The sequence below is a fragment of the Mycobacterium sp. SM3041 genome (assembly GCF_039668335.1).
Lineage (GTDB): Bacteria > Actinomycetota > Actinomycetes > Mycobacteriales > Mycobacteriaceae > Mycobacterium.
The window spans coordinates 182,476-197,271 of sequence record NZ_JAYXBQ010000055.1 but is presented as its reverse complement, the minus strand read 5'-3'; the positions used below and the strand labels follow the sequence as shown (position 1 = coordinate 197,271).

12 protein-coding genes are annotated in these 14,796 nt (G+C 68.2%); 5 read left to right on the top strand and 7 right to left on the bottom strand.

The features are described 5' to 3' along the window. Positions 1-93: 93 nt before the first annotated feature. Together VXD91_RS20745 and VXD91_RS20740 are read right to left on the bottom strand one after the other, a co-directional pair. Entirely contained in the window at positions 94-531 is a 438-nt protein-coding gene (locus VXD91_RS20745) for a nitroreductase family deazaflavin-dependent oxidoreductase (RefSeq protein ID WP_346416259.1), read from the bottom strand. A gap of 67 nt (positions 532-598) precedes the next feature. Continuing rightward, on the bottom strand, positions 599-1,564 hold the full coding sequence (locus VXD91_RS20740; RefSeq protein ID WP_346416258.1) for an alpha/beta hydrolase: 966 nt from the start codon (positions 1,562-1,564) through the stop codon (positions 599-601). Positions 1,565-1,756: 192 nt separating this feature from the next. On the opposite strand from VXD91_RS20740, the gene VXD91_RS20735 reads away from it, so the two are divergent. Next, a complete protein-coding gene (locus VXD91_RS20735) occupies positions 1,757-2,671 on the top strand; it encodes an acetoacetate decarboxylase (protein WP_346416257.1) in 915 nt (304 codons plus the stop codon). Between the two features lie 271 nt (positions 2,672-2,942). After that, the gene (locus VXD91_RS20730; protein WP_346416256.1) at positions 2,943-3,956 is read left to right on the top strand and encodes an NAD-dependent epimerase/dehydratase family protein; all 1,014 of its coding nucleotides are present in this window, start codon (positions 2,943-2,945) and stop codon (positions 3,954-3,956) included. Between the two features lies 1 nt (position 3,957). On the opposite strand, the gene VXD91_RS20725 is transcribed toward VXD91_RS20730, so the two are convergent. From VXD91_RS20725 to VXD91_RS20715, 3 genes are read right to left on the bottom strand one after another with little or no spacing between them, the layout of a single operon-like run. Further along, positions 3,958-5,250: a ClC family H(+)/Cl(-) exchange transporter gene (locus VXD91_RS20725; RefSeq protein ID WP_346416255.1), complete on the bottom strand. Its 1,293-nt coding sequence runs from the start codon at positions 5,248-5,250 to the stop codon at positions 3,958-3,960. Further along, positions 5,250-6,404 (bottom strand): acyl-CoA dehydrogenase family protein, encoded by a 1,155-nt coding sequence (locus VXD91_RS20720; RefSeq protein WP_346416254.1) that lies wholly within the window; start codon positions 6,402-6,404, stop codon positions 5,250-5,252. Before VXD91_RS20720 ends, VXD91_RS20725 begins: the two co-directional genes overlap by 1 nt. Positions 6,405-6,449: 45 nt before the next feature. Next, positions 6,450-6,890: a hypothetical protein gene (locus VXD91_RS20715; protein WP_346416253.1), complete on the bottom strand. Its 441-nt coding sequence runs from the start codon at positions 6,888-6,890 to the stop codon at positions 6,450-6,452. Between the two features lie 142 nt (positions 6,891-7,032). On the opposite strand from VXD91_RS20715, the gene VXD91_RS20710 reads away from it, so the two are divergent. Next, entirely contained in the window at positions 7,033-7,308 is a 276-nt protein-coding gene (locus VXD91_RS20710) for a hypothetical protein (protein WP_346416252.1), read from the top strand. Here the strand turns inward: VXD91_RS20710 and VXD91_RS20705 are convergent. Next, positions 7,283-8,650 (bottom strand): FAD-linked oxidase C-terminal domain-containing protein, encoded by a 1,368-nt coding sequence (locus VXD91_RS20705; protein WP_346416251.1) that lies wholly within the window; start codon positions 8,648-8,650, stop codon positions 7,283-7,285. The two genes, VXD91_RS20710 and VXD91_RS20705, sit on opposite strands and share 26 nt — an antisense overlap. Before the next feature lie 105 nt (positions 8,651-8,755). Here VXD91_RS20705 and VXD91_RS20700 point away from each other — a divergent pair, with 105 nt between their 5' ends. Then, on the top strand, positions 8,756-10,693 hold the full coding sequence (locus VXD91_RS20700; RefSeq protein ID WP_346416250.1) for a serine/threonine-protein kinase: 1,938 nt from the start codon (positions 8,756-8,758) through the stop codon (positions 10,691-10,693). 127 nt (positions 10,694-10,820) lie between these two features. Beyond that, complete coding sequence (locus VXD91_RS20695; RefSeq protein WP_346416249.1) at positions 10,821-13,934, top strand: FAD-dependent oxidoreductase; 3,114 nt, start codon at positions 10,821-10,823, stop codon at positions 13,932-13,934. On the opposite strand, the gene VXD91_RS20690 is transcribed toward VXD91_RS20695, so the two are convergent. Then, positions 13,928-14,782, bottom strand: a complete 855-nt coding sequence (locus tag VXD91_RS20690; protein WP_162563368.1) for an FHA domain-containing protein — start codon at positions 14,780-14,782, stop codon at positions 13,928-13,930. The genes VXD91_RS20695 and VXD91_RS20690 overlap by 7 nt on opposite strands. Between the last annotated feature and the right edge of the window lie 14 nt (positions 14,783-14,796).

The following is a 14,796-nucleotide window of genomic DNA, read 5'->3' as shown; positions in this document are numbered from 1 at the left end:
CGCGCCGAGCCGGGCAGATTCGGGTCGAGGGTGCGCACAGATCGTCAGATCCGTGGTTGAGAGGCGCTGATCGCACAGTCACGGCCAGGTTGGTCATCTCGGCTCGCAGATCACGACCGGTATGTCCCGGCTGGTCCGGCGTTGGTAGTCGGCGTAGCCCCGGTAGGCGGACACGATCTTCGGCCACAGCTCGGCCTTTTCTGCGGCCGTTGCGGTGCGCGCAGACATCTGCCGACGCTGTCCGTCTATCACGATCTCGCACTCGGGGTTGGCCTGGAGGTTGCGGTACCAGTCCGGGTTGCGGTCGTCGCCGCCCTTGGAGGCGACGAGCACGACCTGACCCGAATTGTGCACGGGCGACGTCAGATAGCAGGTCCGCGGCAGCCCGGACTTGCGACCTGTCGTATGCAACTCCACCAGCGCCATGCCGAAGGGCTTGGCCAACAGCCTGTTTCCGCTGAGGGTCAGGATCAGCCGGTGTGCGCGGTTCATGAGCTTGGCACCGGCGTCACTCAACGTGTTGCTGTTCATTTGACTCCTGGGATCCGGCGCAGCAGCGCGGTGCGGGCGCCGGCCACGGGCGGAGACGCGAATGTCGTCATGGTGTCTTCTCCTGCAGTGCGGTGCGCAGCGTGTCCTGCGCGAGTTTGATTGCGGCAGTGGCCGCGTGGGTCGAACGGAGCGTGTTGAGCATCATGAAGTCGTGGATGATGCCGCCGAACCGCACCTGCACGACAGGCACAGCGGCCTCGCGCAGTTTCGCGGCGTAGGCCTCGCCGCCGTCGCGCAGGACGTCAGCCTCGGCAGTGATCACCAGAGCCGGTGGTAGACCTTCGAGCTGCTCGACGGTGGCACGCAACGGTGACGCGTAGATCTCATCGCGTTGCGCGTCGTTCTCGGTGTACTGATCCCAGAACCACTTCATGCCCTCGCGGCTCAGGAAGTAGTGTTCGGCGAACTGGTGATACGACGGCGTGTCGAAGTCCGCCGCGGTGACGGGGTAGAGCAGCACCTGGTGGCAGATCGTCACGTCGCCCCGGTCCTTGGCCATGAGCGTGAGCACGGCGGCCATGTCGCCACCCACCGAATCGCCGGACACCGCGAATCGCGAAGAATCCAAGCCTTTTTCGGCGCCGTGGGCGAAGACCCATTGTGCGGCGGCGTAGTTCTGCTCGATGGCGGTCGGATACTTGGCTTCGGGGGACAGGTCGTACTCGGGGAACACCACGGCGGCGTCGGCGCCGACGGCCAGTTCCCGGACCAGGCGGTCGTGCGTGTGGGCGTTGCCGAATACCCAGCCCGCGCCATGGATGTAGAAGATCACCGGCAGGGGGCCGGTGGTCCCGGCGGGCTTGACGATGCGGACCTGCACCGAGCCCGTGGGTCCGCCCTCGACGGTGATCCACTCGTCGTCGACGTCGGGCATCTGGACTGCGCCGGACTGCACCTCGTCGACCGTCTTGCGGCCTTCGGCCGGCGGCAGCTGGTAGAGGAATGGCGGTGTGTCGGTGGCCTGGCAGAAGGCGAGGGCCTCGGGCTCGAGCACCGGCTTGATGTCGGTCATGGTTGTCTCCTCATGCTCACGGGGTGGAACTGCTCAACGAGGTGGGACCTGTTCGATAGTTGTCCACTTGCCTACCCCTGACACCTGTTTGGCCACTTATCACAAGTTATTGGCCATCCGACACCTGTGGACCGTGGCCGCCTGCTGTCAGCCTTGAGCTGTCAATCCCTACGAAGGACGAGGTCCATCACCATGGCTACGCAACTCACCGAGGTCGAATTCGCCGGCCAGACCGTCGAGGTGCCGAAGGGCGGTTACTACGACCGCTACCGCTCGAACCCGAATCTGGACGAGGTGGCACAAGACCCCGCGGTAGGCAACATCGACTGGTTCCGGCGCATCCCGAAGGTTCAGGTCGACTCACGGGTGGGGCCGTTGTGGGCGCCGAACTTCTACTACCGCGCCAGCATCGTTCAGGCGAATCTGCTTGCGCCGCTAGACCGTTTGGCCGCGATGCTCCCCGCACCGCTGGAGCCATTGCGTGCCGTGCCCGGTTACGGCATCGCCGCGCTGACGTTCTTCTCGTACGCGGTGTGTGACAACGATCCTTACGATGAGGTGTCCGTTGCCGCCGTCATCCGCAAGCCCGGAGACCACGGCGTGGTGTCGCGCCTGCTGCCCGAACTCGAACTGCTGAATGCCCTGCGGCGCAGGAACTTCTACGCGCACGTGCTGGCGCTACCGGTCACCACCGAGATCGCCCGGGTTCGCGGAGTCAACGGTTACCAGCTGCCGAAGTGGCGCACCGACATCAGCGTCGACATCAGTGACGCCGTGCACGCCGAGATCGACGGGCCCACAGGGAAACCCGATGTGACGCTGCACGCGCCGCTGCCCGAGTTCACCGACGTGCCGTCGCAGTCCCGCATGGGTACCAACACCATGATCCATCTGGTCGACGGCCAGTGGCACCAGACGTCGGTGCAGTCCAACACGCTGTCGTACGCGCAGCGCAGCTTCCCTCGCGACGTGACCATCGCCCGTAACGGCGGCCCGCTCAGCGACCTGCTCGACGGGCTCGGCGCGTCCCGGGTCTTGAGCCTGGACATCGCCAAGGATGCGCAGTTGGTCCTGAACCTGCCGCGGCCGCTGAACGCCTTCGGCTGATCGGGTACATGGGCGGGTTATCAGAGGTGATGTCGCAGAAGGGATTTCCGGAATCGTCCAGAACTCCGTCGACATCGGCCGGCACGCGGTCGAGAAGCTCAGGGCGGCCGTCGCCGGCGATGGTGCCGATAGTGACGCCGAAGCGTGATCCGGATTTCCAGCGAATGGCCGCGGGTCGGGGATAGGGTGCGGGCGGCGACGCGGCCCAGCGGCCTGTGCGGGGTCGGCGCCATACCGACAATGGCCGGCGAGCCCCGGGGAAGGACGGACGATGAAGGTTCTGGTGACCGGGGGGACGGGCTTTGTCGGGGCGCATATCGTTGCCGCGCTGATCCGGGACGGACACGACGTGCGGATGCTGGTTCGGCGGGCGGAGCAGGTGCCGATATCACTTGAACCGCTGGGTGTTTCGGTCGATGACATCGTCGTCGGAGATGTGCTGGATCCTGACGTGGTCGCTGCCGGACTCGACGGTGTCGACGCCGTCGTGCACGCGGCCGCGGTGTTCAGTCTCGACGCGCGCCGAGCCGCCGAGATCACCCGGACCAATCTCCGCGCAACGGAATTGGTCGTGGGCGGTGCCGTGGAACGCGGTCTCGACCCCATCGTGCACATTTCATCGACAGTGGCCCTCACGTGTCGCGACGGTGGCGGACCCGACCTGCCGCTGGGCGACGTCGACCTGCCGTACGCCAAGTCGAAACGTGAGTCAGAGGTACAGATTCGAGCATTCCAATCGGGCGGGGCTCCCGTGGTGTCGGTGTATCCCGGTGGCGTGTTGGGACCGCACGATCCGTATCTGGGGACGCAGGTCGAGCTGTTCACCTGGATCGTGAAGGGCTGGCTTCCAGTGTGGCCGAGGGGCGGTGCCCACTACGTCGACGTCCGCGATGTCGCCGATGTCGTCGCCGCATGCATGGTGCGGGGCAACGGACCGCGTCGCTATGTGGTGCCCGGCCATCACCTGACCGGGGACCTGATGCACGGCACGCTGCACAAGATCACCGGACGCTGGCTGCCATTTGTGACGACGCCGTCCATCGTGGCCAAGCCCTTCAGCCGTTTCGTGGAACTGCTCAACAAGGTGCTGCCGGACGACATCCACCTCCCCGCGGACGTCGAGACCGTCGAGCTCGCCGAGCGAGACACCCGCTTCGACACGTCGCCCACCACGAAGGACCTTGGCATCGTGGCGCTGCCGTTCGAGGAAACCGCCCGCGACACCCTGCTGTGGCTCATCGAAATCGGCGCGCTGGCAAGCAGATACGCCGGAAATCTGCGCTGAGCTACGTTTTCGCGGCTGTGGCGGCAGCGGCTGCCCGGTCGGTGAGCAGGTCGTAGATCGGTCGCGAGCCGAGTGCGATGGCGACCAGTAGCGCCGTCGCACAGGCACCGAGCATCGGGGGCAGCTGGTTCGCGCTGCCCGTGAGTTCAGTGGCGAGGATGAGGCCCGTCACCGGCGCCTGGACGGTCGCGGTGAAGAACGCTGCCATGCCGATGAGGGCAAGGGCCGCCGGAGCAGGCGCCGATTGTGGCGCGACATGGGCCGCGATCAGGCCGACGATCAGTCCGACATCGGCGCCGAGGACGAGCATCGGTGCGAACAGGCCGCCCGGTGTACCCGCGGCATACGACACCACGCCCAGGACGAAACGCAGCACGAGCACCGCCGTGACGGCACCGATGGCGCCGTGGCCCAGCAGCGCTTCCTGGGTGAGGTGGTCGCCGCCACCTGCGAGGTTGGGGGAGTACCAGACCAGCACACCGACGCCGGCGCCGATGAGTGCGGCACGGACCTCGACCGGCCAGCGGCTGGCATCGGCGGCGCGCAGGCCGAACATGATGGCCCTGTTGTAGAGCACCCCCAGGACTCCGGTGAGCACGCCGACGGCCAGTATCCACCCGGAGTCGGCCAGCACCGGATCGGCCAGGGCCGGCACCTCGAATTCACTGCCCGAGCGGACGAATGGGTAGGCCGCCATGAACCCGGATGCCGAGGCGACCAGCGTGGCGACGGTGGTGCGCGGGTCGAAGCGCTTGACGAGCTCCTCCAGGACGAACACCCCGCCGGCGATCGGCGCGTTGAACGCGGTCGCCAGGCCGGCGGCCGCACCGGCGGCGGCGAGGATGCGCAGATCCGCTTGGGGACGGCGGGTCGCCGAGGCGACGATGACGGCGATGGAACCGCCCATCTGCACCGACGGCCCTTCGCGGCCGAGGGCGAGTCCCGAGCCGAGGGCCAGCAGTCCACCGACGTACTTGACCGGCAGGATTCGGAACCGGCCCGGTTCGGCGCGGCCGGCGACCACTGCCTCTACGCGCGGAATACCGCTGCCCTCCGCGAACGGTTCGACGCGGCGGACCAGCGACGCGGCCAGCGCGGTGCAGGCGGCACAGATGGCGACGACGACTATGGGGCCCCACCAACTTTCGTGAGACCACTGCGACAACGAGGCGCGCCACTGCGTCCCGTAATCGAGCAGCACGCGGAAGCTGCCCGCCGCCAGACCGGTCATCGCACCGACGACGGCCGCGGCGAGGACGAACCCGATGACGTTGCCGGCCCGTCCCTTATCCATCACAGCCCACCGCGGGCGACCAACTGCGCGGCGATGACGTTGCGCTGGATTTCGTTGGTGCCTTCGCCGACGATCATCAGCGGGGCGTCGCGGAAGTAGCGTTCGACGTCGTATTCGGTGGAATAGCCGTAGCCACCGTGGATCCGGACGGCATTGAGCGCGATCTCCATGGCGATCTCGGAGGCGAACAGCTTGGCCATGCCCGCTTCCATGTCACAGCGTTCGCCGCTGTCGTAGCGCTCGGCGGCATACCGCGTCAGCTGGCGCGCCGCGGTGAGTTTGGTGGCCATGTCCGCCAGGTAGTTGCCCACCGACTGGTGCTTCCAGATCGGCTGCCCGAAGCTCTCGCGTTCCTGCGCGTAGTCGAGTGCGTCCTCCAACGCCGCGGTCGCGACGCCGAGCGCACGCGAGGCCACCTGAATCCGGCCTGTCTCAAGGCCTTTCATCATCTGGCCGAAGCCCTTGCCGGGCTCGCCCCCGAGGATCGACGACGCGGGAGTGCGGTAGCCGTCGAACGTCAGCTCGCAGGATTCGACGCCCTTGTAGCCCAGCTTGGGCAGATCGCGTGACACCGTCAGCCCGGGACCGTGTTCGACGAGCACCACCGAAATGCCTTTGTGCCGTGGCTCGGCGGACGGGTCGGTCTTGCACAGCAGTGCGATCAGCCCCGAGCGGCGCGCGTTGCTGATCCACGTCTTGGATCCGTTGATCACCAGGTCGGTGCCGTCCCGGCGGGCAGTGGTCGACATGTTCTGCAGATCCGAGCCGCCGCCCGGTTCGGTCAGCGCCATGGTCGCGCGCAGTTCACCGGTGGCCATGCGCGGCAGGTACGTCTGCTTCTGTTCCTCGGTGCCGAACAGGCCGATCAGCTTGGCCACCACGGTGTGACCGCCCATGGCGCCGGCCAGGCTCATCCACCCGCGTGAGAGTTCCTGCGTCACTTCGACATAACACGGCATCGACACCGGGGAACCGCCGTACTCGTCGGGGATCGCGAGCCCGTAGATGCCGATCTGCTTCATCTGTTCGATCCACGCCTCGGGGTAGGTGTTGGCGTGTTCGACATCGCGCACCGTGGGCTTGACATCGCGGTCGATGAACGCGCGCACGGTCGCGACGAGCAGGGACTCTTCGTCGGTCAGGTGAGTGGACACGGGCACTACCTTGCCAGGGCGGTGCCGCTCTCGAAGCAGGTCGGTCTAGGCGAGTTTCCGGTGCGCAGCCTGCTCCACGAAGAGTGGGATGAAGTCCCGCACCGCGTGATCGTGGAAATCGGCGTGTATCCGGCGGACAACGGCCCGCACCGTCCGGGGGTCGATGTTCGGGTAGGTGATGGTCAGTTGCGCCACCAGCGCGTCGATGGCGGCGTATTCGGTGGCCCGCGCCGTGGTGGGATCGACCTCGGCCTCGACGTCGTTCTCGGTTCCGTCGGTGCCCTGATGTTCGATCGCGAACGCGTCGTACGCCGCGATAACGCGCTCGGGCGTGGCGTCCGGGTGCTCGCGGGCCAGCGCGTCGAGCGCAATCCAGCAGGTCGGGCCCAGAATCGTGGTGGGTGGCGGCCGGTCTCCCCGCGTGATGGCCGCGGTGAGCAGATCCCGGAAGGTCTGCTCGGCGAGGCTCGTGGGTTCTTCGGACATGCCAGCGACTGTACGGATCGTTGGTTACCGCCAGGCGACGCGCACGTGAGATCGACTTTTCGCCCCACGGGGTGGGACACGTGCCGCCAGCGGCCGGTGGTCCCGCACACAATCGGCGGCGCCCGTCAACGAAGGAGCGCGAATGTACCTGCACATCGACCCCACCGGAATCCCACCAGTCGTCGAGGTACGTGAACCGGACGACTTCACGGCCTTCAAGGTGGTCATCGAGGTACCCGAGCACGCCTGGATCGCGCCGGACGTGCTGACCGACCTGGCCGGCCGGGGCGATGACGACCAATGGCGGCAGAACCTGGCCGGCATGCTGGCATACGCCGCGCGCAAGGGCTGGTGCGACGACGCCGGACGGGTCCGGGCCCACGTCGAGGTGACTAGCGCAGCACCGCACCGGGGTTGAGAATGCCCTGCGGATCCAGCGCGTCTTTGATGCGCCGCGTCAGGGCCATGGCGTCGTCGCCCAGCTGAGCGGGTAGCCAGTCCCGCTTCAGCCGTCCGACGCCATGTTCGCCGGTGATGGTGCCGCCGAGCCCGATGGCCAGCTCCATGATGCGGGCGAACGCGCGCTGGGCGCGGTCGGTGGCGTCGGGGTCGGTGGGGTCGTACACGATGATCGGATGGGTGTTGCCGTCGCCGGCGTGCGCCACCATGTAGATCTGCACGTCGCAGGTATCGGCGATGTCCTCGACCCCGGTGACCAACGCGGGAAGTTGCGGTATCGGAACGCCCACGTCCTCGAGCAGCAAGCTGCCGAGCTTCTCGACCGCGCCGAACATGCCGCGGCGGGCGGCGGTGAACGCGGCGCCCTCGGCCGGATCATCGGTGGCGAAAACTTCGGTGGCACCGCACTTCTCGCAGTTGCGCACGATCGTCGCCACTTCTTCCGCTGCCGCCCCCGGCGCGTCGGACTGCATCAACAACATCGCTCGGGCAGACCGGTCCAGGCCCATCCGCATGTGGTCCTCAGCGGCGTTGATGCTCGCGTGATCCATGAATTCCAGCATGGCCGGCCGTATTTCACCGGTGATGGCGACCACCGCGTTGGCGGCATCCTCGACGGAGTCGAACAACGCCACCACGGTCGACGCGGGCGGCTGAGCCGGGATCAACCGCAGCGTCAGCTCGGTGATGACCCCCAGAATGCCCTCGGATCCGATGAACAGTTTCGTCAACGACAGTCCCGCAACGTCTTTCAGTAACGGACCACCCAGCCGCAACGCCGTGCCGTCGGCCAGCACGACCTCCATGCCGAGCACGTAATCACCGGTGACGCCGTACTTCACGCAGCACAGGCCGCCCGCGTTGGTCGCGGCATTGCCGCCGATCGACGAGATGTCGATGGACGACGGGTCCGGCGGGTACCACAGACCGTGTTCGGCAGCCGCGCGCTTGACCTCGGTGTTGGTCAGGCCCGGCTGCACCACGGCTGTCCGGGTGGCCGGATCGATCCGGATGTCCCGCATCCGTTCGGTGCTGAGCACCACGGATCCGTCGACGGCGTCGGCCCCGCCGGACAGGCCCGATCCGGCGCCGCGCGGTACCACGGCGACGCGATGTTCGGCGGCCCAGCGCAGCACCTGCTGCACGTCAGCGGTAGCGGCGGGGCGCACCACGGCGACGGGGGTGCCGGCGTTCGGGTCGGCTGCCGAATCTCGGCGGTAGCGCTCGATGATGTCGGGGTCGGTGATCAGCGCGCCGTCGGGCAGGGCATCGGCCAGACGGGTCAGCGCGGCGGCGTGCATCGTCGGACTGTATCGAGATCGCGGCCGTCATGGACCGGACTGGTCCGCTGGGCGGATTTGTCGACGTTGCCTGCGCCGGCACCCCCGCGGGCCTACGATTTGCCCGTGTTGCTCACCGAGGGTCAGGTTTTCGCCGGTTACACCATCCGGCGGAAACTGGGGGCGGGCGGGATGGGCAGCGTGTACCTCGCTTCGCATCCGCGGCTGCCGCGACTGGACGCCGTGAAGGTGCTGTCGGCCGATCTGACGTCGGATCCCGACTACGGACCGCGGTTCCTGCGCGAAGCGGACCTGGTGTCCACGCTGTCGCACCCGAACATCCTCGGCGTCCACGACCGGGGCGAGTGCGACGGCCAGCTCTGGATTTCGATGGATTATGTGGCCGGGACCGATGCCGCGCAGCTGTTGCGTGAGCACTATCCCACCGGCATGCCGCCCGAGGTGGCGCTGCCGATCATCCAGGCCGTGGCGTCGGCGCTCGATCACGCGCACCGGCGGGGCCTGCTGCACCGAGATGTGAAGCCGGCCAACATCTTGCTGGACGCCGAGACATCTCGCATCTACCTCGCCGACTTCGGGATCGCCCGGCCGATGAACGACTCGGCGGGGCTCACCGCGACCAACATGGCGGTGGGGACGGTCGCGTACGCGGCGCCGGAGCAGCTCCGGGGCGAGGGGATGGACGGCCGCACCGATCAATACGCCTTGGCGTGCACGGCATTCCAGCTCCTCACCGGGAACCCGCCGTACGCCGACAGCAATCCGGCGGTGGTCATCACCAAACACGTCACCGCACCGGCGCCGTCACTGGGGGAGCGCCGGCCCGAACTCCGCGGCCTGGATCCGGTCCTGGCCCGGGCCATGTCGAAGACGCCCGCGGCGCGCTTCGCCAGCTGCGGTGAGTTCGCGCAGGCCCTGCAACAGCAGTCCCGTCAACCAACGCCGATGGCCACCAACGATTTCCGCAATCAGCAGACCATGGCCGCACCGGCGCCCCCACCGTCGACGCGGCACGCACCGCCGCCGCCGAACCTGCCGCCACAGCAGTTCACCTCGCCGCCACCACGGTCGTCCCGGTCCGGCGCGCTCATCGCGGCCCTGGCAGTGGTCGCTCTGCTGGTCGTCGCGGGCGTGGTGTTCGCCGGGGTGCAACTGTTCGGGGGTGGCGACCACCTGATCGGGACGCCGCCGACGCACACCATGTCGCCGACAGCCGCGGGTACCGGCTTCAGCGGCAGGTACCGCGCCGAATACGGCCCGGCCACCGATCTGCAGGGCGCGGCGATTCCCGGCGGGCCGGCGATCACGGGCCAATGGGATGTGCGGTCGTCGTGCGGCGCCAACGGGTGCATCGCCAATGCGTCGTACACCGGAAAGAGCGCCGTGCCCGTGGTGTCGAACATGACGTTCGACCAGATCTCGGGCGACTGGGTCGCCGTCGGGACCGGGGCCGTGAAATGTACCGACGCACCGGGTGAGGCGCCGACCGAGGTGTGGGTGGTCTTCACGTTGACCCCCAAGCCCGACGGCACCTTGACCGGTGAGACGACGCGCAGCGCCGTCAACGGCTGCAGCAGCGTGAAGCGGACAGTTACCTTCACCCGCACCGGTGACGGCGAGTTGAGCGGCGTGTCCGACCCCGCCGGTCTGCCGCCGCGCACCACATCACCGGCCTCGACATTGCACGGCCGCTACCACGAGAACATCGTGTACACGGTCGGCGGCTTCGGCCCGGGGGCGCCGGATCTGCAGGTCCGTACGCAGTGCCTGCGCACGGGAGACCGGTGCATCAGCGCTTTCCACGCGATGGACGGTGTGGTCACGCTGATCTTCGCCGCGGGTAAGTGGACGCGTACCGAGGAGGGCACCGTCCCGTGCGCGCTCGGGGGGACCACGCACGTCAAGATCATCGCGGAATATCCGCTACCGACCGATCTTCAGGATCCGATCCCGACGCTGGAGGGTCGAGGCACCAACACTTCGACCGGCGGCGAATGCAAGGGTGGCGATTTCACCGACAAGTTCGTACGCACCGGGGACTGACTGCGATTTGCGTTCCGGAAGTGCCGATCGGGCGGCGGACTCGGGCCGGCCGATTTAAGCTGACTGCCAGCGATTTCGCCCAGATCATCCGGGCGCTGCGTGGTGACGAGTTCTCGGGGAGCTGACCATGGCTGAGCCGCCGGTGATCGAGATCCGCGAATGGGGCCGGCCGGCCCGCCGGATGACGCTCAGCAGGCCGGTGCAGTTCGGGCGCGAGTGCGATGGCGTCAACCTCGCCGACAGTGAGGTATCCCGCCGGCATCTGCGCCTGGTTCCGACGCCGACGGCGCTGTCGGTGGTCGACCTCGGCAGCAGCAACGGCAGCACCGTCAACGGGGTGCCGCTGACCGGACGGGGCACGCTGTCGACCGGCGACGTGATCCGCTTGGGACGCACGGAGATTCTCGTCGTACACGCTCCGAAGCTGTCGAGTGGGGAGCCGGCGCCGGTCGCCACGGCCGCCCACGACCCCACCCGGACCATGCAGGTGATCAAGCTCGTCGACGTCCCGGTCCCGGCGGCCGCGACGGCCGAGGTCCGGCCGGCGGGGCTGCGGCTCGCTGAGCGGGCCCTGGGCATCGATCCGACCGGAACCCGGGACCTGTTCCCGTCGTATGCCGAACTGCCGCACAAGATTTCGCGCCGGACATGGCTCGGGATCCGGGTCATCAGCGTACTGGCGTATCTCGCGGTGGTGGTGACACTGTTCGTCCGGCCGGCCGCGGGACTGTTCGTCTTCTTCCGCGTCATCGTGCCGCTGTGGCCGGCGTTGTTCTTCATCGCGCCAGGGGTGTGGCGCAATATCTGCCCACTGTCGGCGTCGAATCAACTGCCCCGGGTGGCCGGGTTCAGCCGGGCGGCCACCGCGCCCGGCTGGTGGACGCGCAACAGCTTCCTGATCGCCGCCGGCCTGTTCTTCGGTATCGCGGGAGCGCGGCTGGCCGGCCTGGACCGCAGCGGACCGGCGATGGGCGTGGTGCTGGCCGTCATCATCGCGTCGGCGTTCGCCGGTGGGTTTCTGCTCAAAGGCAAGAGCGGCTGGTGTTCCAGCATCTGCCCGCTGCTGCCGCTGCAGCGCACGTATGGGCAGACGCCGTACGTCACCTCGCCGAACAGTCACTGTGAGTCCTGTCTGGGCTGCGCGAAGAACTGCTACGACTTCAAACCCCGGGCGGCCTGGCAGGCCGACATGGCGGACCCCGAGCCGCGGTGGAGTGCGCCGCGTGTGCTGTTCGCCGCCGCGCTACCGGGATTCATCATCGGCTTCTTCACCGTGCATGCCCAGCAGGGCGGTATGGCGACCGAAAAGTACGGTGTGCTGGCGCTTTTCGTGTTGGTGAGTGTCGGGCTGTGCTATGTGCTGCAGGCCGTCACGCCGCTGAGTCAGGCGATGGTGACGGCGATCTTCGCCGCCGTGGCGATCAATTCGTACTACTGGTTCTCCGGTCCCATCATCGCCGACTCGGTGCGGCAGATCACCGGTGTGGACGCGCCGTGGCTGCGGTGGCCCATCATCGTGGCGATCGCGTTGCTGACGGTGTGGTGGCTGGCCCGAACGCGGGTCAGCGAGTTGCAGTTCGCGTATGTCACCGGCGCGCGGCCCGAACCGGTGCTGTTGAACCAGCCGAAGGTGCCGGCGCGCGCTGGCGGCGACGCCGGCGAAACAGGCGCTGTGCGAGTGCGTTTCGAGTCAGACGCCGAGCCCGTCGCGGCGGACGTCGGGATGAGTCTGCTCGACGTCGCGGAAAGCAGCGGACAGCCGATCGAGGCGGGCTGCCGGATGGGCGTGTGTGGTGCCGACCCCGTGTCGATCGTCGCGGGGATGAGCTGCCTGTCGCCGGCGGAAGCCGACGAACTCAAGACGCTGAACCGGCTGGGCCTGGGCAAGTCCAGCAGGATGGCGTGCTGCGCCCGGATCCAGCGCGGCCATGATGGCGGTGTCACGGTGTCACTTACGCCCGAGCGCGCCGACACCGCGGCCAGCGGGCCGGTCAGCTATGACCGCTCGATCGTCAGCATCGTGGTGATCGGCAACGGCATCGCGGGGGTGACGGCCGCGGACTTCCTGCGCCGGGGCCACCCCGACTGCGAAATCCATCTGGTGGGAGCCGAACCGCACGGTCTGTACAACCGCATGGGCATCTCGCGACTGGTGTACGGCCGGTCGGCGATGCAGGGGCTGTACCTGCTGCCCGAGCAGTGGTACGACGACCACGGGGTCACCGCCTGGCTGAACACGTGGGCGTCCGGCATCCATCTGCGTTCGCGGGTGGTGCGGCTGGGCACCGGCGAGACGCTGCCGTACGACAGGCTGATCCTGGCGATGGGGTCCAGCGCCGCGGTACCCGACATTCCCGGCCTGAACCGGCCCGGAAGCGTCGTGTTGCGTTCGGCTGCTGACGCCATGCGGATCCGCGCGTACGTGCAGGAACGGCGGGCCCGGCACGCCGTGGTGGCCGGCGGCGGCCTGCTGGGGCTCGAGGCGGCATACTGCCTGCACCAACTCGGGCTGCAGGTGACCGTCTTGGAACGCGGCACGCGGCTGCTGAGCAAGCAGATCGACGCACGCTGCTCGCAGCTCGTGGCCGAGCATTTCGCCCGCGCCGGCATCACCATCGCGCACAAGGCGGAAACCGCGGAAGTGCGTGGCGCCCCCGCCGTCACCGGCGTGCGGTTCAAGGACGGCCGCATCCTGTCGTGCGAGTTGTTCCTGGCCGCCACGGGCATCCGTCCCAACATCGAATTGGCAAGGGACGCAGGCCTACCCGTCGGCAAAGGGGTCGTGGTCGACGACCGCATGCAGACCCGGGTACCCGGCGTCTACGCCGCCGGTGATGTCGCCGAGCACGGCGGCCGCGTGCTCGGCCTGTGGCCGGTGGCGACCGAACAGGCCGAGGCGGCGGCGGTCAACGCGCTGGGCGGCGACCGGACCGTGCCGGTCGAGACGCCGCCGACGATCCTCAAAGGTGTTGAACTGGAGCTCTTTTCGATCGGCCCGGTGGACCCCGGCGCAGGTGACGAGGTGGTGGTCATCGACCGGCCGGCGGTCCCGTCCTACCGCAGGCTGGTGGTGTCGAAGGGCCGCGCGGTCGGGGCGACGGTGCTGGGCCACCACCCGGCCGACCTCGCGGCCGCCCAGAAAGCGGTCCGCGAGCAGCGCCGCGTCGGCCCGGCGGCACTGGGGGTGCTGAGGACGGGCAACTGGGACATTCTGTCCGATGCCGACAGACTCGCCTACTGACTCTGGGCCGGCACCTGGTAGGTGAGAATCTTCTGGCCGATCCGTAGGTAGCAGCCAGGTAGCAACTCGACGGGCTGGTCGCCGATCTGCGTCCAGGTCTGGTCTCCGGGCGCCGCGATGTGGGTCCCACCGGCGGTTTGCGCGTCGCGGACCAGGACCATGCCGCCGTTGACGGTCACATAGGCGTGGACGCGCGACACCTGTGGGTCGTCGGGCAGGCTGATCGGCGATGCGGCCCCGCTCACCACCGCGGGGTCGATCATCGGATTACGGCCAATGATGTACGGACGGTCCAACGGGTACCCGGCCCCGTCGTCGGCGGTCAGGATTCCGGTGACCGGACGGGCGCGGGTGGTCGCGGGGGCCGGCTGCGGTGCGTGCTGCGCGGCGGACCGCGCGAGTATCGACTGCAGTACGAAGCCACCGCCGGGCACCACGCCGGCAACCAGATCGGTATCCGCGCAGGGCACGAAAGTCGTTGCGGCGCCACAGATCGTGATCCGGTCGAACCAGGGGGCAACCGGCTCGTCGACCAGTGGCCGGCCACCGCTGCCGAGACGCCGCTGACCGCCGCCGGCCTCGACATCGGCGATCACCTCGCCGCGCATGATGAGGTGCAGACAGTCGCCGGTCGGTACCAGCGCGCCGAACGCCGGCACGTTGTCGGCTTCCGGCCCGTTGGTGAGTGCGGCGAGCACCTGAGGCAATGCCGGCGGCGCGACGGTGGCGAGCAGCTGCAGGAGCGGGCGGGCCCGGGCGCCATCGGGGAGGTATGTCAGCACGTCGCCGAATCGGGCGACCAGACCTTCTCCGCGGCCGATGGCCACGTAGTGCTGCTTCTGTTCCACCTTGTCGCCGCCTC

Excerpts from the sequence above, each read along its gene's own strand:
- VXD91_RS20745 (WP_346416259.1), bottom strand. The coding sequence starts at position 531 with ATGAACAGCAACACGTTGAGTGACGCCGGTGCCAAGCTCATGAACCGC.
- VXD91_RS20710 (WP_346416252.1), top strand. The coding sequence starts at position 7,033 with ATGTACCTGCACATCGACCCCACCGGAATCCCACCAGTCGTCGAGGTA.
- VXD91_RS20735 (WP_346416257.1), top strand. The coding sequence starts at position 1,757 with ATGGCTACGCAACTCACCGAGGTCGAATTCGCCGGCCAGACCGTCGAG.
- VXD91_RS20715 (WP_346416253.1), bottom strand. The coding sequence starts at position 6,890 with ATGTCCGAAGAACCCACGAGCCTCGCCGAGCAGACCTTCCGGGATCTG.
- VXD91_RS20695 (WP_346416249.1), top strand. The coding sequence starts at position 10,821 with ATGGCTGAGCCGCCGGTGATCGAGATCCGCGAATGGGGCCGGCCGGCC.
- VXD91_RS20705 (WP_346416251.1), bottom strand. The coding sequence starts at position 8,650 with ATGCACGCCGCCGCGCTGACCCGTCTGGCCGATGCCCTGCCCGACGGC.
- VXD91_RS20730 (WP_346416256.1), top strand. The coding sequence starts at position 2,943 with ATGAAGGTTCTGGTGACCGGGGGGACGGGCTTTGTCGGGGCGCATATC.
- VXD91_RS20740 (WP_346416258.1), bottom strand. The coding sequence starts at position 1,564 with ATGACCGACATCAAGCCGGTGCTCGAGCCCGAGGCCCTCGCCTTCTGC.
- VXD91_RS20725 (WP_346416255.1), bottom strand. The coding sequence starts at position 5,250 with ATGGATAAGGGACGGGCCGGCAACGTCATCGGGTTCGTCCTCGCCGCG.